The organism is Phocaeicola coprophilus DSM 18228 = JCM 13818, from assembly GCF_000157915.1.
Classification (GTDB): domain Bacteria; phylum Bacteroidota; class Bacteroidia; order Bacteroidales; family Bacteroidaceae; genus Phocaeicola; species Phocaeicola coprophilus.
Map to the genome: position 1 here is coordinate 19993 of NZ_EQ973645.1, position 18828 is coordinate 38820.

Genomic DNA, 18828 nt, shown 5'->3' on the forward strand with positions numbered 1-18828 from the left:
CCCTTCTCTCCCCGCTCTGTGCTTCCGGCCAGCCGGACCGGCATGCCCGGGATAACAAAACTCAGCTGACGGCAAACATTCTGAACCTGCCGAAAAAAGCCCGAGACGTTTTGCCTAAAAGCCCGAAGCGTTTTCTCTCATTCGCCGAAACGTTTTTTTAAAAGCCCGAGGCCTTCTGCCGACAGGGCTGAACTCCCCTGTACACTGTTTCCAGAATGTCTTTCCGATGCGCCGGAGGCGACCGCACAATCAGGCCGCAACGACCGCACGATACCTTCGCATTGACTGGTCAATGCAAAAAAATCGACCGCACGATCAGACTGCAACGACCGCATAATTCGGCTCCATCGAACGCACGATGTAAACAACTCATTTCCAAGGCCTGCCGGCAGACAATAAAAAAGCTGCCGCTGCTTTTCCTTATCCGTCCGGCGGACTCAGAAAAACAACGGCAGTATAATGATTAACAAATGGAATCAGTTTCCGTTACACTGTACGGGGAGATTCTGCCAGATTCAGCAGAACAGACTCCTGAGGTACATAGTCTCCCTGGAAGAAACGGCTCGCACGAAGCAGGTGACGCCAGATACTTACCAACTCCTGAGACTCCTGAAGAATGTTCAGATAAACCATGGAAGCTTTCAGGCTGGCATTGTCTGCTTCCTGCATGCGGTTCATCATCTGCTTGCGCAAAGAAGAAATGGAGTTCTTCAGTGCATCACCCTTAGCCAGGATATCGTCTGCCTCTTCGTAATTGTTGTTCTCGATAGCCGTACGGGTACGTTCCATCAGACGGCACAGTTCTTCACGGACAGGCAGGAATTCGGTTACACAATCCTTGGAGATCGGATTGAAGTTGTTGTCCACATGTTCCTTACAGGGCTCACAGATACGCTTCAAACAGTAAAGCATCTCTTCACAACTGTTGCTTCCCAAGTGGAACCAGGTATTCTTCTCGATGGCAATGGTAATAGGAATACGGCGCAGACCGAGCAGTTCCTTACGACGGCGCTTCTTCAGCATCTTCTTCTGATCGTCAGTCGCGTTCATTGCTTTACGCAGGCTCTTCAGATCTTCGTGGATAAATCCGTCGGTCACCTTCACGTAAGTATCTTCGCTGAAAGTAATGTAGCTGGTCAGAGTTTCCTTCACATGCTGGCGAAGCAAGGCCAGGATTTCGTTCTTGTCCTTCGATGCCATCATCCGTTTGAAGATATCATCCTGCTGTTCAGCCTTTTCTTTCTTGCTGTACTTGATGTTGCTGCGAACCAGAAGTACCACTGCTACCACGATAAAGATAAACATACCCACGAAGCTGGTATAGAACATGATGAAGGTAACCAGTGCACAGATTGTAAATGCTACGAAGGCTGTGATAAACCATCCGCCGATTACTGACAACATACCGGTGATACGATATACGGCACTTTCACGGCTCCAGGCACGGTCGGCAAGCGAAGTACCCATTGCTACGATAAAGGTAACATAAGTAGTGGAAAGCGGAAGTTTCATCGTCGTACCGATGATGATCAGCAAACCAGACAGTACCAGGTTAACGGCAGCACGGATAAGGTCGAAAGCAGCTCCGTTTTCAAGGATCACCTCGTCCTTATTGAAACGGCTGTCAATCCAGCGGCGCATTCCGGCAGGAATTACACGCTTCAGGAAATCATTGATATTGTTCGCACGGCGCACAATCGTACGGGCCAGTGCAGATGAACCGAACATTTCATCACCTTCTTCCTGACGGGCCAGATCGACTGAAGTCTTGATCACATTCTTGGCTTTCTTAGAAGTAGCCAGTGCGTAAACCATAACCAGTCCGGAAGCAAACAGGAAGATGGCAGGAGTCTTGGCTGAAGACATCAGCGATGTCATCATGAAGTCGTGGATGCTTACTCCGTTTGAATTGGCTACATAGTCTGTATAAGCAGAGAATCCGGCCAGAGGCACACCGATAAAGTTGACCAGGTCGTTTCCGGCAAAGGCAAGAGCCAGCGAGAATGTACCCAGCAATACAATAATCTTGAATACATTTACCCGGCACCAGTGCAGAATCTGCATCAGCAGCGTAAACGTGATGAAGCAGCCTGTAACAAGCAAGGTGGTATTTTCAGAAATCCATGCCAGTGATTCCGGAGTCATGAACGGCGCACTCTTCAATCCCTTGATCAGCATAAAGTAAGAAAGAGAAGTTACTGCAATACCGCCGAAGATACCGATGGTCCAGGAAAGATTCTTTTTATAATTAAAGCTGAAGATCAGACGGGATATATACTGTACAAAAGTACCTGCAATGAATGCAATCGCCACGGAAAGGAAAATACCCATGATCACTGACAGAGCCTTTTCCGTGTTCATCATGTCGCCCAGCGTGAGCAGACCTGTTTCATCGCCTACAATCTTCAGGATAGCCAGAATGAAAGTACCTCCCAACAGCTCGAAGACCATAGATACGGTGGTAGAAGTAGGAAGTCCCAGTGTGTTGAATACGTCCAGTAACACCACATCCGTCACCATAACGGCCAACAGGATACACATTATTTCATAAAAGCTGAAATTAACCGGCTGAAAGATACCATGACGGGCAATATCCATCATACCATTACTTAACACAGCTCCCGCAAACACACCGATCGCAGCTACAATTACAATTGTCTTGAAGTTAGCGACCTTTGCACCAACGGCCGAATTCATAAAATTCACGGCATCGTTACTGACACCCACCAGCAAGTCGAACACTGCCAGCATGAACAGGAATATCACAATTCCCAGGTAAATTGTTTCCATACGTTTGACTTGTAATAATATTTTTCTGCGTGCAAAATTATCCGGTTCATGTTATATTCAAATGTCATACATGTTACATTCCTGTTACAAAACGATCCCTTATTAAAAAAAATAAATTCATAGACACAGGAAGCTTTTTATCAGTTGAAAATTCGTAACTTTGTACCCAAATTTAAAATTTATAGCCATGTCAGAGTCAAAGAAAATCAAAACCGCCCTTATATCGGTCTATCACAAAGACGGACTGGATGCCATTATCAGTCGTCTGCACGAAGAAGGAGTACAGTTCCTCTCAACCGGAGGTACACGCCAGTTTATTGAAAGTCTGGGATATCCCTGCCAGGCAGTGGAAGATCTCACTTCTTATCCTAGCATCCTGGGAGGAAGAGTGAAGACCCTGCATCCTAAAATATTCGGTGGTATCCTTTGCCGTCGCGCACTGGAACAGGACCGCCAGCAGACCATTCAATATGGTATTCCTGAAATAGACCTGGTCATTGTAGATTTGTATCCGTTTGAAGACACCGTTGCTTCGGGTGCAGATACACAAGCTATCATTGAAAAAATCGATATAGGCGGTATTTCTCTGATACGTGCCGCTGCCAAAAACTTCAACGATGTAGTCATCGTTGCCAGCAAGCATCAGTACAAACCGCTGCTCGATATCCTGACACAGCGCGGAGCACAAACCACTCTGGACGAAAGAAGATGGTTTGCACGTCAGGCATTCGGCGTATCCAGCCACTATGATTCAGCCATCTGGCAATGGTTTGACGGAGGCGAAGGATCTGCATTCCGCTATGCCATGGACGAGGCTCATCCGTTGCGTTACGGAGAAAATCCTCACCAGAAAGCTAATTTCTACGGCCGCCTGGAAGATATGTTCGAACAGTTGAACGGAAAAGAAATTTCCTACAACAACCTGCTCGACATCGAAGCTGCACTGGATCTGATCGACGAATTCGACGCTCAGCCGACCTTCGCAATCATCAAACATAACAATCCGTGCGGGCTGGCTTCCCGTTCTACATTGCTTGATGCATGGAAAGACGCACTGGCAGGCGACCCGGTATCTGCATTCGGAGGCGTGCTTGCAACCAATCAGAAGATCGATCTCGCTACGGCAGAAGAAATCAACAAAATCTTCTTCGAAGTGATCGTTGCTCCTGACTACGACGTAGAAGCACTCGAAGTTCTCCGTCAGAAGAAGAACCGTATCATCCTGGCCCGCAAGAATGGAAAGACCAGCAACCTCAAGTTCCGTTCCATGCTGGGAGGCGTTCTCGCACAGGATAAAGATACACACACTGAAACCCGCGAAGATCTGAAGCAGGTAACAACTCTCGCTCCTACAGAACAGGAAGTGGAAGACCTGCTCTTTGCCAATAAGATCGTGAAGCACTGCAAGAGCAATGCCATCGTACTTGCTCGCGGAAAACAGCTGCTGGCTGCCGGAGTGGGACAGACCAGTCGTGTAGATGCACTGAAACATGCCATTGAAAAAGCTAAAGGATTCGGCTTCCAGCTGGAAGGAGCTGTCATGGCAAGTGATGCATTCTTCCCCTTCCCTGACTGCGTGGAAATAGCAGGAAACGAAGGTGTCAAAGCCGTTATTCAGCCGGGTGGTTCCATCAAGGACGAACTTTCTTTCCAATACTGCAATGAGCATGGAATAGCAATGGTTGTGACAGGCTTCAGACACTTCAAACATTAATCTTTAACGTAAAAAATGGGCTTATTCTCATTCACACAAGAAATAGCGATGGACCTTGGCACAGCCAATACCATCATTATCAGTAATGACAAGATCGTGGTAGACGAGCCTTCCGTCGTTGCGCTTGACCGGCGTACCGACAAAATGATCGCCGTGGGAGAACGTGCAAAGATGATGTACGAAAAAGAAAATCCCAATATCCGTACTGTCAGACCCCTTCGTGACGGGGTAATCGCCGACTTCAATGCCTGCGAACAGATGATGCGCGGTCTGATCAAGAAGGTAAATACCGGAAGACGCTTGTTCACACCTTCATTACGTATGGTCATCGGCGTTCCGTCGGGCTCTACTGAAGTAGAACTGCGTGCCGTACGTGACAGTGCAGAACACGCCGGAGGACGCGATGTATATCTGGTATTCGAACCGATGGCAGCAGCCATCGGTATCGGACTCGATGTGGAAGCACCGGAAGGAAACATGATCGTTGACATAGGTGGAGGTTCCACTGAAATCGCCGTTATCTCTCTGGGTGGTATTGTTTCCAACAACTCCATCCGCATTGCAGGCGATGATCTGACTGCCGATATTCAGGAATACATGAGCCGCCAGCACAATGTCAAAGTCAGCGAACGTATGGCAGAACGTATCAAGATCCATGTAGGCGCTGCACTGACAGACCTGGGCGACGATGCACCTGAAGATTATATCGTACGCGGTCCGAACCGCATCACAGCACTTCCGATGGAGGTTCCTGTATGTTATCAGGAAATTGCGCACTGTCTGGAGAAAAGTATTGCCAAGATTGAAACAGCAATTCTTAGCGCTCTTGAGAACACTCCGCCTGAACTGTATGCCGATATCGTCAATAATGGTATCTATCTGGCAGGCGGTGGAGCTTTGTTACGCGGACTGGACAAACGTCTCACTGACAAGATCAACATTCCGTTCCATGTGGCAGAAGATCCCCTGCTCAGCGTAGCAAAAGGAACAGGCATCGCCCTCAAAAACGTGGATCGTTTCTCGTTCTTGATGCGATGAGGCATTTGATTGACTTTCTCCTCCGCCATGATCACTGGCTGCTCTTCGTACTGTTGGAAATATTCAGCATCACGCTGCTGTTCCGCTTTAACAGTTACCAGGGCAGCGTGTTCTTTACATGCGCCAACGGAGCTGCCGGATTCGTACACAAGACGGCTGAACAGGTAAGCCAGTATTTTGGCCTGACGGAGGTGAACAGACAACTGACGAACCGCAATATTGCTTTGGAGCTGCAGGTGGAACAGCTTTCACGTGCACTGGAACGTTTCAACAAAGATACAACTCAGATAGCGTCCTTACGCGAGGACGCTCTTCTCGGTTGTCAGTTGATTGATGCTCAAGTTGTAAACAACAGCCTGACACAGGCCGACAACTACATCACGATTGATAAGGGAAGAGCGGATGGCATACGTCCTGAAATGGGAGTTATATCCGGCTATGGAGTAGTCGGCATCGTTTATCTGGCAGGCGAGCATTATTCGGTTGTGTTGCCTGTACTTAACTCTAAAAGCAGTATAAGCTGTAAAATCAGACGCACCTCCTATTTCGGTTTTCTGAAATGGGACGGAGGATCTTCACGTTATGCACTCGTAAAGGACATGCCCCGGCACTCCGAGTTTTCACTGGGTGATACGATCGTTACCAGCGGACACAGTGCCGTATTCCCGGCAGGTATTCCGGTAGGAACCGTTGATGACATGACAGACAGCCACGACGGATTGTCTTATCTGTTACGCGTCAAACTCTTTACAGACTTTGCCCGCCTGAACGATGTATGTGTCATCGTACCGGCAGACAACGGAGAACAAACCGCATTGGAGGATTCGATCCTTATGAACAATCTTTAAACCGGGAAAGAAAAGTCTTTCCCGATTGACAAAAAACAAAGAAGATGGCTCGCATATTATGGTTTGCAGGATTAATCCTGTTACAGGTATTGGTACTGAACTATGTACATATCCATCAGTTTGCCAAACCGCTGCTATATGTATATTTCATTCTGAAACTAGACTCGAATACCGGACGTAATCAGACCATGCTCTGGTCGTTCGCACTGGGCCTCTGTATCGATATACTCAGCAACACGCCTGGACTGAACGCTACAGCCTCGGTGTTACTGGCTTTCTTCCGGCAGCCTCTTCTGCAAGCTCAAACAACCCGCGACGCAACCGGTGATTTTGAGCCGGGTATCCGGACCATGGGATTCTCTCCTTTCTTACGCTACCTGCTTGTTGCCGTCCTTTTGCATGCCACCGTACTGAATCTGACAGACTACTTTTCATTCCATCGTATAGGCATGATCCTGCTGAAGTCCATCAGTGACACGCTGGCAACCATTGTATGTATCCTGTGCATAGAAGCTATAAGGAGGAAACACTAGTGGAACGGAATTACGATCTCGAAAAACGAAAATATGCAATTGGCGGCGCAGTAATCTTTATTGTGCTCATCTTCCTTATACGCCTGCTCTCCCTGCAAATCATGAGCGAAGACTATAAGAAGAATGCTGACAGTAATGCGTTCCTGAAAAAGATACAATATCCAAGCCGGGGAGTCATCTACGACCGCAACGGAAAGTTACTGGTTTATAACCAGCCGGCTTACGACATCACAGTCATCATGAAAGAGATCACGTCTCTGGATACTGCCGATCTCTGCCGCACACTCAAGATCACACCGGAATTCCTGCGCAAGCGATTCAAGGATCTCAAGGACCGCCGGTTAAACCCCGGTTACTCGCCTTACACCAACCAGGTGCTGCTCACCCAGCTCTCGGCTGAAGACTGTGGTATCTTCCAGGAAAAGCTTTTCAAGTTTCCCGGATTCTACATCCAGCGGCGTACCATCCGGCAATATAACTATGATGCCGGTGCACATATTCTGGGAGATATCGGCGAAGTATCCAAGACGGAGATGGAAGATGATGAATATTACATCCCCGGCGACTTCATAGGAAAGCTGGGAGTAGAAAGATCCTACGAAAAACAATTGCGCGGTGAGAAAGGTATTGAAGTACTGCTGCGGGATGCACGAGGAAGAATTCAGGGCAATTACATGGACGGAAAGTTCGACAAAGCCCCGGTAGCAGGTAAGAATCTTACACTGAGCCTTGACATTGAATTACAAAAACTGGGAGAACGTCTGCTGGAAGGAAAGATCGGAAGTATTGTTGCCATCGAACCTTCTACGGGTGAAGTCTTATGCCTGGTCTCCTCTCCTTCCTACGACCCGCGTCTGATGGTCGGCCGAAACAGAGGAAAAAACCATTTGCAGCTGGCCCGGGATCCGTGGAAACCTTTGCTCAACCGTGCAATCATGGGAGCTTATCCGCCGGGATCTACATTCAAGACTTCTCAGGCACTGACATTTTTGCAAGAAGGAATCATTACCCCTTCCACCCCCTATACCTGTAACGGAGGATTTAACTACCGCGGCTTGCATGTCGGCTGTCATGCGCACGGATCTCCGCTTCCTCTGCTTCCTGCCATCGCCACTTCCTGCAATGCTTATTTCTGCTGGGGGCTTTATCATATGATCGGCGCACGTCAGAAATACGGCTCCGTACAAAATGCCATGAATACGTGGAGAGACTATATGGTTTCAATGGGCTTCGGATATCCGCTCGGCATTGACTTGCCGGGAGAAAAACGAGGCATGATTCCCAATGCCAAATATTACGACAAGGCCTATCGGGGATCATGGAACGGACTGACAATCATCTCAATTTCAATCGGGCAGGGAGAGGTAACACTGACTCCTCTGCAGATCGCCAACCTGGGAGCGACCATTGCCAACCGCGGATATTACATCACACCCCATGTGGTGAAAAGCATTGAAAACGATGCAATAGATACATTATATACACAAAAGAAATATACCAAAGTAGACCGGATCCACTATGAAGAGGTGGTAGAAGGTATGCGAATGGCCGTGACAGGCGGAACCTGCCGGATGGCCAATCTTCCGGACATCGAGGTATGCGGAAAGACAGGAACAGCCCAGAACCGTGGAAAGGACCACTCGGCCTTCATGGGATTTGCACCGATGAACAACCCCAAGATTGCAATTGCCGTCTATGTGGAAAACGGAGGATTCGGAGCTGTATACGGCGTACCTATCGGCCGGCTCATGATCGAACAATACCTGAAAGGAGAACTTACGCCGCAAGATGAAGAGCTGGCAACCGATATTCAAAACCGAAGAATAGATTATGGCATACACGAAAGATAGTTTATGGAAAACGGTAGACTGGTGGACAATCCTGCTCTACCTCATCTTAATTACCTGCGGATGGTTCAGCGTGTGCGGAGCAAGCTATGATTATGGTGAACCGAACTTCCTGGACTTTACGACCCGCGCCGGTAAGCAATTGATGTGGATCGGCTGTTCACTCGGACTGGGTTTCGTCTTGCTGATGCTTGAGCACCGGCTCTATGACACGTATGCCTACCTCATCTACGGAATTCTTCTCCTGCTGCTTTTCGGAACGATTTTCAATCCTCACGAGATCAAGGGATCACGATCCTGGATCGTTTTAGGGCCGGTAAGCCTGCAGCCTGCAGAATTCGCAAAGTTTGCTACGGCGCTGGCACTGGCAAAATTTATGGGAGAATACACTTTTTCCATTCACAAGATGCGTCACGCACTGATTGCCTTGGGCATCATCCTGCTGCCAATGATCCTGATTATCCTGCAGCGGGAAACCGGATCTGCCCTGGTTTATCTGTCGTTCTTCCTTGTGCTCTACCGCGAAGGTATGCCCGGATCCATTCTTCTGGCGGGAATATGTGCCGTAGTCTACTTTATCGTAAGCATCCGGTTTGGAGAAGTTCCCATGCCCGATGAAATGACCTCATGGGGAGAATTTTCCGTATTCGGACTGATCATCCTGCTTTCGGGTATTCTGGTTTCATCCTATTGCAAACAACCGCGCGTCGTACAATATATCCTGCTGATAGGCGGAGGTGCAACCCTGCTGGGGATTCTGTTCTCCTGCTATGTCATCCCCTTTGATGTGGCTTATCTGCAATACGGACTGTGTGTGGCACTTGTAGTCTGGCTCATCCTGCTTTACCTGCGTGAGCGCATGTCCAATTACTTCTACATAGCCTTGTTTGTCATTGGCTCTGCAGTCTTCTTCTTCTCAACGGATTATGTGTTCAACCGCATTCTGGAACCTCATCAGAAGATACGAATTGAGGTGTTGCTGGGCATGGAAGATGATCCGACCGGTGCGGGATATAACGTAAACCAGAGTAAGATTGCCATCGGATCAGGAGGACTTCTGGGAAAAGGATTTCTCAACGGAACGCAGACCAAACTGAAATATGTACCGGAACAGGATACTGACTTCATCTTCTGTACCGTAGGCGAAGAACAAGGTTTTCTAGGTTCGGCAGCCGTACTGCTCCTTTTCACTGCCTTGATCCTGCGCATCATTCACCTGGCCGAGCGTCAGACTTCCCGCTTCGGACGAGTCTACGGCTATTGCGTAATGAGTATTTTCTTCTTCCATCTGTTCATCAACATCGGAATGGTGCTGGGACTCACCCCTGTGATCGGTATTCCCCTTCCCTTCTTCAGTTACGGAGGATCTTCGCTGTGGGGATTTACGATCCTGCTGTTTGTCTTTCTCCGGATTGATGCCGGACGGGAGCGATAGAAAAACGAAGCCCCACGTCAGAAATACCGCGAAGAGCAGTATCTTTCATCAGATGCACCAGCCGTAAGGTACGGGGCTTGTCAGATACAGAATCAACCAGACAAACAGCAACAGCCGGCCATTCACTTTGATACAGGCTTCCGGAAATGCCGTCGTGCAGCCACCGTCCGTATTGGTCGGCCAAATAAAGATGCAGGGTATCTGCCCGAAATGCACAACTGTCCGCCTGCAAATTGCTGCCACGCCCGGAAGATACGGCATCTTCCGGAATGACTCCCTGACCGGAAAGAAGAGCCAGCCAGATATCCCGGTAAGCATATTCGGATGTATTTCTCAACCCGATTTCCACAAGGTATCGTCCGGGCGAAAGAGAAGCCGGAAGTTCATAGACAAGCGTATCCTGCCTTCCCCATCCGGATGCAGCCACCGACTGATAAACATGGTAAGCCGTATCCGAACGGCAGGATCCTAGCAAGATGAGCATTCCTGTACTAAACAAGAATGCCCACGACTTAAACCGGATATCAAGCCTGTACATCTGGAAGATTCCTGGAAGTTTCATGATCCCGACGAACTTCAGGCGACGGTTGTTCCGGAACCGGTTTCCCGGGGTTCACTTCATTTGACTGACGGCGAGGTTCTCCCGAAGGCCGGTTTCCCTGTCCGTTTCTCCGTGGTCCGCGAGGCTGGCGGGGCGGACGTGATGCCGCTTCCGACTGCGCACCGTTCACGGAAGTATTTTCTCCCTTACTCTGCTGTGCAGCACCTTCCTCTTCACGCACTTTGGCGGGACGCGGACGATTACCTTTCTCCCGTCGCGGCTTACCTTCCCCGTTCCGGGAAGCACGTGGCTGTGAAGCAACCGCTTTGGCTGATGCAGATGAATCGCCTGCGGCCTGTTCCTGAGGCTCTGCAGCAACAGGAGCTGACGGATCATTCACCGGCATTGTCTGGCGGGGATTCCGTCCGGCAACATCTTCTGCGGGTGAAATTCCTCCATTCTTGCCTTTCTTTTTCCGCTTCTTCGAAGACTTGCTGCGGTCAAAACGAGTCAGACTTTCTTGTTCAAGCAAGTCACTTCCCTGTTTACGGCGAGCTGCTTCATCGGCTGATTCTTCCAACTTATCGGGCTTCTCCCCTCTACGGTTCATAGCGATAATTTCGAAAGCCCGACGTGCAGAAATCGTTGTTTCATTAGCCAGGAAGTTCTTGTCGGTGCTATATGTAATCATTCCTTTCAGGATGTCAGCCTTGAAATAATAGAACTGGGCGTCACTGGTTTCCAGAATAATCTCACGACTGGGCAGACGCTTCTGGCATTCCACATAGGCATCTACTTCGTAATTGAGACAACATTTCAACTTGGCACACTGGCCGGCAAGTTTCTGAGGATTAAGAGAAATATCCTGAAAACGGGCTGCACTGGTCGATACAGAAACAAAGCTTGTCATCCAGGTGGCACAACACAGTTCCCGTCCGCACGGACCGATTCCACCGATACGTCCGGCCTCCTGACGGGCACCGATCTGCTTCATTTCGATTCTCACACGGAAAGCCTCAGCCAAAACCTTGATCAGCTGACGGAAATCCACGCGTTCATCAGCGATATAATAAAAGATGGCCTTGTTGCCGTCACCCTGATATTCCACATCGCCAATCTTCATCTGCAAGCCCAGATCCTCGGCAATCTTGCGGGAACGGATCATCGTGTCATGCTCACGTTTCTTGGCTTCTTCATATTTCTCCAGGTCTACGGGCTTTGCCTTCCGGTACACCCGGCGGATTTCCGCATCGGGCTTCTGGCCGCCTTTCCGCATACGGAGAGCTACCAGACGTCCGGTCAGCGTAACCGTTCCGATATCATGTCCCGGACTCGCCTCGACAGCTACAATATCTCCTTTCTCCAGATGCAGGCGATTGGAGTTGCGATAATATCCCTTTCGGGTATTCTTAAACTGGACTTCGACCATTTCCTGTTCGTCGGAATTACCCGGAATATCGGCCAGCCAGTCATAGGTATTCAGCTTGTTGTCCTGACGGCCGCAACCCCGGCAACACAACGAACCGCTACCATTCTTTAATAGATATTTACTCATTGTTCTTATCGTTTTTGGAAAGCTTCTTTCAGGTTAACTCCGGTTTTCAGGTCCATGCTGCCCATTGAGTTTCCGGATGTCCGAAAGAGCGCCTTTAAAGATAAAGGTTTATTTTGAATTATCCGCAATTCGTTAACAATTATAAAATAAAAACTGTCCGAGGGTCAGCGGATCAACAACACGATCATACGCAAGGCAACATCAAAGAATACCATCTTTGAGTTCACATTCTGCCCGACATGCAACTGGGCCTCTTCCAGCAATTCCATGACAGGCATCACGTTCTTCTCATTGATATAGGGAGAAAAACGGGTTGCAAACTGACGTTCATCAGGGCTTAAATAACTCAGGTCGGAAGCATGGAAATTAAACATGAAGTTTTCACGAATCATGCGCTGGCAATAGACCAGCAGCCCTTTCTGTCTTTCCCTTCCCAACGAAGAAACCTGTTCGCTCCAGGCTTTCAACTGCCGGATATCACGCTTGTAAGCCAGACGCATCAGCGATACGAAGCTTTCGAAATACATGCGTTGTTCGTCGCCAAGACTGATATTCTCCATAGCCTTGGTCAGACTTCCTTCCGAACGGTGAGCGATATCGGCTGCATCTTCCGGGTGAAGCATAAACTTCCGCTCCAGCCAGTCGGCCAATGGTTTTTCCTCCAGCGGCGGCAGGGATATGCGCTGTGTACGGCTCACAATGGTAGACAACAAGAGGTCGGGTTCCTCGCTGACCAGCAGGAACAGTGTCCGCTGCGGCGGTTCTTCCAACAGTTTCAAAAGCTTGTTGGCACACTCCGCATTCATTTTTTCAGGAAGCCAGATAATCATGACCTTCCATCCTCCCCGACTGGATTTCAGCGAAAGCTTGCGCTGAATCTCATCGCTTTCACGCACATAAATCTGCGGCTGAAGATTGTCAGAGCCCAGCACGCGCATCCATTCGTCAGGCGTCAGATAGGCATTCTTCATGAGGGCTTCCCTCCACTGCGGCAGGAAGTCATCGCACACGGAATCACGTCCGGCCTTCTTCTTCACGATGGGAAATACGAAATGCACGTCAGGATGCACCAGCCGGTTCATCTGTATGCAGGAAGGACAAGTGCCGCAGGCTTCCATCTCATCCGGATGTTCACAACAAAGATAGCGGGCCAAAGCCAAAGCCATAGGCAGTTTTCCGCATCCGGAAGGACCGGTGAACAACAAGGCATGCGGAGTCCGGCCGTTGCGCACGTTCTCACGCAACCGCTCCTTAACCGAATCCTGACCTATAATATCACTAAATCCAAACACGTTTATCGATCGCTAAAACTGGTTTCTATCCCTTTTATCATCAGAAAATGGCTTTTACCACGTCTCTGACAACATCTACTGCTCCCACCGTATAGAAATGGAGACTCGGCACTCCGCCCGCCATCAGTTCACGACACTGGTGAATACACCATTCGGTTCCCAAGGCACGTGCTTCCTCATCAGTCTTGCACTTCAAGGCTTCACGGGCCAGTTCATCTGGCAAATCCACCTTAAAGGTCTTCGGAACCATGGTCAGCTGGCTCAGCTTGCTGAACGGCTTGATGCCCGGAATGATGGGAACTGTAATTCCTGCCTCCCGAGCCCGCTTGACAAAGCTGAAATAGCGGTTGTTGTCATAAAACAGCTGGGTTACCGCATAGTCGGCTCCTGTCTCGACCTTCCGTTTAAGCCATAACAGATCCTGTTCTGCATTCGGCGACTCTTCATGCTTTTCCGGATAACAGGCCACTCCGTAACTGAAGGGAGTATGCGGCGCACGGATAGGAGAACCGTCGACAAAGATTCCCCGGTTGAAGTCGTTGATCTGTTCCTCCAGTTCAATGGCATGGGCATTGCCGCCCGGTTCCGGCACGAAAGCCGATTCGTGACGAGCCTTATCTCCCCGGAGCACCAGCACATCTGTAATACCCAGGAACTGCAGGTCAAGCAGAACATATTCCGTATCTTCCCGCGTAAAGCCGCTGCACAGCATGTGAGGCACCACGGTAATGCCGTAACGCTGCTGGATGGCTGCTGCCACGGCTACCGTTCCCGGACGGCGGCGCAAACGCTGGCGTTTGTAAAGTCCGTCACCCAGTTCCTGATACACATATTCACTGCGGTGAGTCGTAATGTTGATATATTTGGGATCAAATTCTTTCAGTTTATCAATATCTCCATAAAGACGTTCGATACCTGTCCCCTTCAACGGAGGAAGGAGTTCAAAAGAGAAAGCGGTCTTCTCTGAAGAAGTAATCAAATCTATCACTCTCATTCTGCGTTGTATTAATCATTGTTTCGGGCAAAGATAATATAAAAAACTGAGAAACGACCGCACGATGCCCAGGAATTGACCGCACGATGCCCCGTCATCGAGTAGTACGATGCGGCCTCATCGTGCGGTCGATTGGGCTGAATTATGCGGTCGATTCCGGCCCATCGAAAGGTCGTTTCAGAAGCATCATACAGGCAGCAAAAAGACTGCCCCGGAATCTGATCCGGAACAGTCTTTCCCATCTTATCTCTTCAGAGACTTTATTTCATCTTATATACCAGTGTACCTCCCTTCATGATGTCTTCATGAGTGATGTAGTTCTTGGTATAAGGTTCTCCGTTCAGCGTAATGCTTTCCACATACTTGTGTTCCTTGGACAAACCTTCAGCCAAAACGGTGAAAGTCTTTCCATCCTGCAGGTGAAGCACAAATTTAGGCATTTGCGGTGCACCGAATACATATTCTCCGCTTACCGGATTCACCGGATAGAATCCCATGGCCGAGAACATATACCAGGCAGACATCTGTCCGCAATCATCGTTTCCGCAAAGTCCGTCCGGAGCAGGACGATACTGGGTATCGAAGATCTGACGGATCAGTTCCTGAGTACGTTCCGGTTTGCCGGCCAAAGTATACAGATAAGTCACGTGGTGACTCGGTTCGTTACCGTGAGCATAATTACCGATCAGACCGGTTACATCAGCCAGCTGGGTTCTAAGTTCAACTGTAAACAGCGAATCCAGCTTGTTCGTGAAGGCTTCTTCTCCGCCCAGCAGAGCAATCAGTCCCGGAACATCGTGCTGGACATGCCAGGTGTACTGCCATGCATTACCTTCTGTATAGTCGCCACCGTTGCTTTCTGCATGTGCAGCCTGAGTAGGATCGAACGGACTCTTCCAGGTACCGTCTGATTTACGCGGACGCATAAATTTCGTCGTCGGATCAAACAGGTTCTTATAGAAGTCTGCCCGTTTGCTGAAATAGGCAGCATCTTCCGTCTTACCCATACGGCGGGCCATATCGGCAGCAGCATAGTCGTCATAGACACTTTCCAATGTAGATGAAACAGATTCAGCTGCAGTAAGGTCGGTCGGGAAATAGCCATATTTCATATAGTCTTCCCAGTTGGACTTCAGCTTGTGCGAAACTGTCTGGGTCTGTTTGATTGCCTGGAAAGCACGTTCTGCATCGAATCCCTTGAAACCTTTTGCGTATGCCTCAGCTACCACAGAAACTCCATGATTGGCAATCATACAATAGTTTTCCTTGCCCCAGAGTCCCCAGATAGGAAGAAATCCTTGCACTTCTGCCTGATCAATCAGAGAATTGACAAATCCGTCCACACGTTCAGGTACAATCATGGTATAGAACGGGTGTGCCGCACGATATGTATCCCAAAGTGAGAAAGTAGAATAGAACTTGCCTCCGGTAGCAGTCACGATGGAATCTGCGGCGTTCCGGTATTTGCCGTCCACATCCGAAATTTCATTCGGCTGGATCAGGGCATGATAGAAACAGGTATAGAAATTGGTCATCTCATCCGGAGTTCCTTCCATTTCGATTCGGCTCAGATAACTGTTCCATTCGTCTTTAGCCTGCTTGCGGGTTCCTTCAAAGTCCCATCCGGGCTGTTCGGCAGCCATATTAGCTTTGGCACCTTCCACACCGGTCGTAGACATGGCGATCTTCATCAGCACCTCTTCGCCGGGCTGCAGATCAAAGGTAGCCACGATTCTCCGTCCTTTTTCCGTTTCGCCCATCGGAAGATCAACAGCACTGATCACCGGACGGTTGAACTGGAGAGTAAAGAAGTAATCCTGATCCACCCATACGCTGTTGCGCACATGTCCGCTCAGGGTACTGTCGTTTTCCCATTTCACGTCGCAGGCCTTTACCTGGGAATGATACTGTTTCTCATTCCAGGCCGGACCATGCTGCAGGTCGATCAGTACGGAGGCCGAGTCAGCCTTATTGTAAGTGTAACGGTGCAAAGCTGTATGCAGGGTAGCAGTCAGTTCCGCCTTTACGCCCGGTTCGTCGAGCGTAACGGTATAATAACCAGGAGTCGCACTTTCGCTATTCTTCTGGAAAGAGCTGCGATAGCCGTCCCATGCCCGATGACGGTTTCCGGTGACCGGCATGACCAGAATATCTCCCAGGTCCATGCATCCGGTTCCGTTCAGATGTGTCTGGGTGAATCCCCAGATAACAGAATCCTCGTAGACATATTCAGAACAGTATCTCCATCCCACGGCTCCCGTTACAGGACTGGTCTGTATCATACCGAAAGGACGGCAGGCACCGGGGAAAGTATGTCCGTTATCGGCTGCTCCGATAAAGGTATTGACATATTGTGTATAGTCTGTGGCGGCTGTTTCCTGCTGAGGGGCAGAACAACTGAAGAGCGCGCTGCCGGCAGCCAGTGTACAGAAGAGTAATGTTGTCTTTTTCATGGAATCAGGAATTTATACGTAAGTTTCCAGGAATTTGACATTTCCTTGCGGTACAACTTCCAGTGACTGGGTTGTAGCAGGGAAAAGAACAGATTCTCCTGCCTGCATAGTCAGTGTGTTTCCTTCGTTATCAGTAACAGTGCATGAGCCTTCCATGCAAATGTAGATGACAAACGAATCCAGTTCACTGTAATCCATGCTCATATTTTCTGTCAGGTCATAGACAGAAGTTGTAAAGTGATTGCATGAAACAAGTTCTACCGGTTCGTTCTTTTTCGGTGTATAATGTGTACGATAGTCAGCCTCAACTGTATAATCGATGGCGTCTTTTGACAGTTCCGTATGCAGTTCACGGGTATTTCCGTTTTTATCTTTACGGTTGAAATCATAAATACGGTAAGTCACATTCGATGTTTCCTGAATTTCAGCAATAAAACATCCGGCTCCGATGCTGTGGATACGTCCTGCAGGCAAGAAGAATACATCGCCGGGCTGTACTGCATAATCAGCCAGAGCATCACAAATCGTATTGTCAGCAATCATGGCTGCATATTCATCGGGAGTAATCTGTTTCTTCAGACCGGAACGCAAGTGTGCCTTGCCTCCGTTATTACCGATTACATACCACATTTCTGTCTTTCCCAGTGAGTTGTGACGCACTTTGGCCAGTTCATCGTCCGGATGTACCTGAATGGAAAGGTCGTCGCAGGCATCGATGAATTTGATCAGCAAAGGGAAATTGTCACCAAAGCGCTGGTAATTGCTTTCGCCCACCAGAGCACCTTTATATTCTTTGACCAGCTCGCTCAGATTTTTGCCAGCATCGGCTCCATTGGCTACGACTGATTCATCACCGGGCACATTGGAAATTTCCCAGCTTTCACCAACCTGTGACTGTGTTGCATTCAATTGTTTGAACGGAATGATTTTTTCTCCTCCCCAAATGGTGGATTTCAGAATAGGATTGAATTTAAATGGATACATAATCAATATTTTTAAGGTATTTATATTCATACGTGTGAACTGTCATTCTGCTGACTGAGTGCATTCAGCAAGACTGTTCCCGTTTGCAAATGTAGTAAAAATCGTCTGATTATTTGTCCGTCTGTGAAAAGTTTCTCTGATTACCAGCCATCATAAAAGAACAGGCGGCCGCCTTGTTTACTTTGCGGTCGCCTGTCTGAAAAATATCAACAGTCGTTCCAGATTAGTTCTTCCCGTTTACAGAGTCCATCCTGCAGTCCAGTTATCATCGGCCTGTACAGCTCCCTTGTAATTGGTTGCTGTGAAGAATTCATCGGTAGAAAGATCTTTTCCTCCTTCTTCAGTTCCGACATACAGATCGCTGAGGTTCGCTGTGTGCTGAGTAGCATTTCCGTTTCCGGCAGCAAACAGATCGTTGGTATAGATGTTTTCTTTGGAATTCAGCAAGTCACTGATCACTACATATTCCAGTTTGGAAGTTCCGTCTTTCAACGCGTTTTCTGTTTCAACAGTTTCTACGGTCAGCGGCTGGCCTTTACCGGTAATGATGGCGTTATACAGTTCTACCTGTGTTCCTGCACGCAGACGTACACCCTGTTTGCTTCCGCCGTTGCCGACCAGTGTAGCGTTGGCGATGACCGGATGAGCCACCGGAGTTGCCCCGAAGTTATTACCGTTGTTGTCGCATTCCATCAGGCAGTCGCAGTCATAACCCAAAGTTTCTGCATTTTCCTGATAGGCAACAAGGAATTGTGCCTTTCCGTTCCATCCTTCTGTCCAGTCGAATGAATCATCGCTGCAATT

General features: G+C 48.8%; 14 protein-coding genes. 6 read left to right on the forward strand and 8 right to left on the reverse strand.

The genetic code is table 11. The features are described 5' to 3' along the window. Window positions 1–486: 486 nt before the first annotated feature. Window positions 487–2790, reverse strand: a complete 2304-nt coding sequence (locus tag BACCOPRO_RS11565) for an inorganic phosphate transporter (protein ID WP_008143857.1) — start codon at window positions 2788–2790, stop codon at window positions 487–489. Window positions 2791–2977: 187 nt separating this feature from the next. Between BACCOPRO_RS11565 and purH the strand changes: the two genes are divergently transcribed. Genes purH through rodA form a run of 6 tightly spaced genes read left to right on the forward strand, consistent with a single transcriptional unit; the run spans window position 2978 to window position 10205 of the window. Then, window positions 2978–4504 (forward strand): bifunctional phosphoribosylaminoimidazolecarboxamide formyltransferase/IMP cyclohydrolase, encoded by a 1527-nt coding sequence (purH, locus tag BACCOPRO_RS11570; RefSeq protein ID WP_008143862.1) that lies wholly within the window; start codon window positions 2978–2980, stop codon window positions 4502–4504. 15 nt (window positions 4505–4519) lie between these two features. Next, window positions 4520–5542, forward strand: a complete 1023-nt coding sequence (locus tag BACCOPRO_RS11575) for a rod shape-determining protein (RefSeq protein WP_008143864.1) — start codon at window positions 4520–4522, stop codon at window positions 5540–5542. Further along, window positions 5539–6390 carry a rod shape-determining protein MreC gene (gene mreC, locus BACCOPRO_RS11580; RefSeq protein WP_008143866.1) on the forward strand — a complete coding sequence of 284 codons (852 nt, stop codon included), beginning with the start codon at window positions 5539–5541 and terminating at the stop codon, window positions 6388–6390. Before BACCOPRO_RS11575 ends, mreC begins: the two co-directional genes overlap by 4 nt. A gap of 44 nt (window positions 6391–6434) precedes the next feature. Continuing rightward, the gene (mreD, locus tag BACCOPRO_RS11585; RefSeq protein WP_008143868.1) at window positions 6435–6923 is read left to right on the forward strand and encodes a rod shape-determining protein MreD; all 489 of its coding nucleotides are present in this window, start codon (window positions 6435–6437) and stop codon (window positions 6921–6923) included. Next, on the forward strand, window positions 6923–8773 hold the full coding sequence (mrdA, locus tag BACCOPRO_RS11590) for a penicillin-binding protein 2 (RefSeq protein WP_008143869.1): 1851 nt from the start codon (window positions 6923–6925) through the stop codon (window positions 8771–8773). Before mreD ends, mrdA begins: the two co-directional genes overlap by 1 nt. Then, window positions 8754–10205: a rod shape-determining protein RodA gene (rodA, locus tag BACCOPRO_RS11595; RefSeq protein ID WP_008143871.1), complete on the forward strand. Its 1452-nt coding sequence runs from the start codon at window positions 8754–8756 to the stop codon at window positions 10203–10205. Before mrdA ends, rodA begins: the two co-directional genes overlap by 20 nt. Here the strand turns inward: rodA and BACCOPRO_RS11600 are convergent. The 7 genes from BACCOPRO_RS11600 to BACCOPRO_RS11630 form a co-directional block, all read right to left on the reverse strand. Then, window positions 10153–10767, reverse strand: a complete 615-nt coding sequence (locus tag BACCOPRO_RS11600) for a gliding motility lipoprotein GldH (RefSeq protein ID WP_081446934.1) — start codon at window positions 10765–10767, stop codon at window positions 10153–10155. The genes rodA and BACCOPRO_RS11600 overlap by 53 nt on opposite strands. Continuing rightward, on the reverse strand, window positions 10730–12301 hold the full coding sequence (locus BACCOPRO_RS11605) for a regulatory iron-sulfur-containing complex subunit RicT (RefSeq protein WP_008143874.1): 1572 nt from the start codon (window positions 12299–12301) through the stop codon (window positions 10730–10732). Before BACCOPRO_RS11605 ends, BACCOPRO_RS11600 begins: the two co-directional genes overlap by 38 nt. Window positions 12302–12465: 164 nt before the next feature. Next, entirely contained in the window at window positions 12466–13593 is a 1128-nt protein-coding gene (gene holB / locus BACCOPRO_RS11610) for a DNA polymerase III subunit delta' (protein ID WP_008143878.1), read from the reverse strand. 40 nt (window positions 13594–13633) lie between these two features. Beyond that, window positions 13634–14587: a methylenetetrahydrofolate reductase [NAD(P)H] gene (metF, locus tag BACCOPRO_RS11615; protein WP_008143880.1), complete on the reverse strand. Its 954-nt coding sequence runs from the start codon at window positions 14585–14587 to the stop codon at window positions 13634–13636. Window positions 14588–14847: 260 nt separating this feature from the next. Further along, complete coding sequence (locus BACCOPRO_RS11620) at window positions 14848–17040, reverse strand: GH92 family glycosyl hydrolase (RefSeq protein WP_008143882.1); 2193 nt, start codon at window positions 17038–17040, stop codon at window positions 14848–14850. A gap of 12 nt (window positions 17041–17052) precedes the next feature. Next, on the reverse strand, window positions 17053–18024 hold the full coding sequence (locus BACCOPRO_RS11625; RefSeq protein ID WP_040311458.1) for a type I phosphomannose isomerase catalytic subunit: 972 nt from the start codon (window positions 18022–18024) through the stop codon (window positions 17053–17055). 237 nt (window positions 18025–18261) lie between these two features. Beyond that, on the reverse strand, window positions 18262–18828 hold a 567-nt coding region (locus BACCOPRO_RS11630), incomplete at its 5' end, for a beta-helix domain-containing protein (protein ID WP_008143884.1).

Coding starts and splice junctions, on each gene's coding strand:
- BACCOPRO_RS11625 (WP_040311458.1), bottom strand. CDS start 18,024: ATGTATCCATTTAAATTCAATCCTATTCTGAAATCCACCATTTGGGGA.
- rodA (WP_008143871.1), top strand. CDS start 8,754: ATGGCATACACGAAAGATAGTTTATGGAAAACGGTAGACTGGTGGACA.
- BACCOPRO_RS11565 (WP_008143857.1), bottom strand. CDS start 2,790: ATGGAAACAATTTACCTGGGAATTGTGATATTCCTGTTCATGCTGGCA.
- BACCOPRO_RS11575 (WP_008143864.1), top strand. CDS start 4,520: ATGGGCTTATTCTCATTCACACAAGAAATAGCGATGGACCTTGGCACA.
- mreC (WP_008143866.1), top strand. CDS start 5,539: ATGAGGCATTTGATTGACTTTCTCCTCCGCCATGATCACTGGCTGCTC.
- mreD (WP_008143868.1), top strand. CDS start 6,435: ATGGCTCGCATATTATGGTTTGCAGGATTAATCCTGTTACAGGTATTG.
- BACCOPRO_RS11620 (WP_008143882.1), bottom strand. CDS start 17,040: ATGAAAAAGACAACATTACTCTTCTGTACACTGGCTGCCGGCAGCGCG.
- BACCOPRO_RS11605 (WP_008143874.1), bottom strand. CDS start 12,301: ATGAGTAAATATCTATTAAAGAATGGTAGCGGTTCGTTGTGTTGCCGG.
- metF (WP_008143880.1), bottom strand. CDS start 14,587: ATGAGAGTGATAGATTTGATTACTTCTTCAGAGAAGACCGCTTTCTCT.
- purH (WP_008143862.1), top strand. CDS start 2,978: ATGTCAGAGTCAAAGAAAATCAAAACCGCCCTTATATCGGTCTATCAC.
- BACCOPRO_RS11600 (WP_081446934.1), bottom strand. CDS start 10,767: ATGAAACTTCCAGGAATCTTCCAGATGTACAGGCTTGATATCCGGTTT.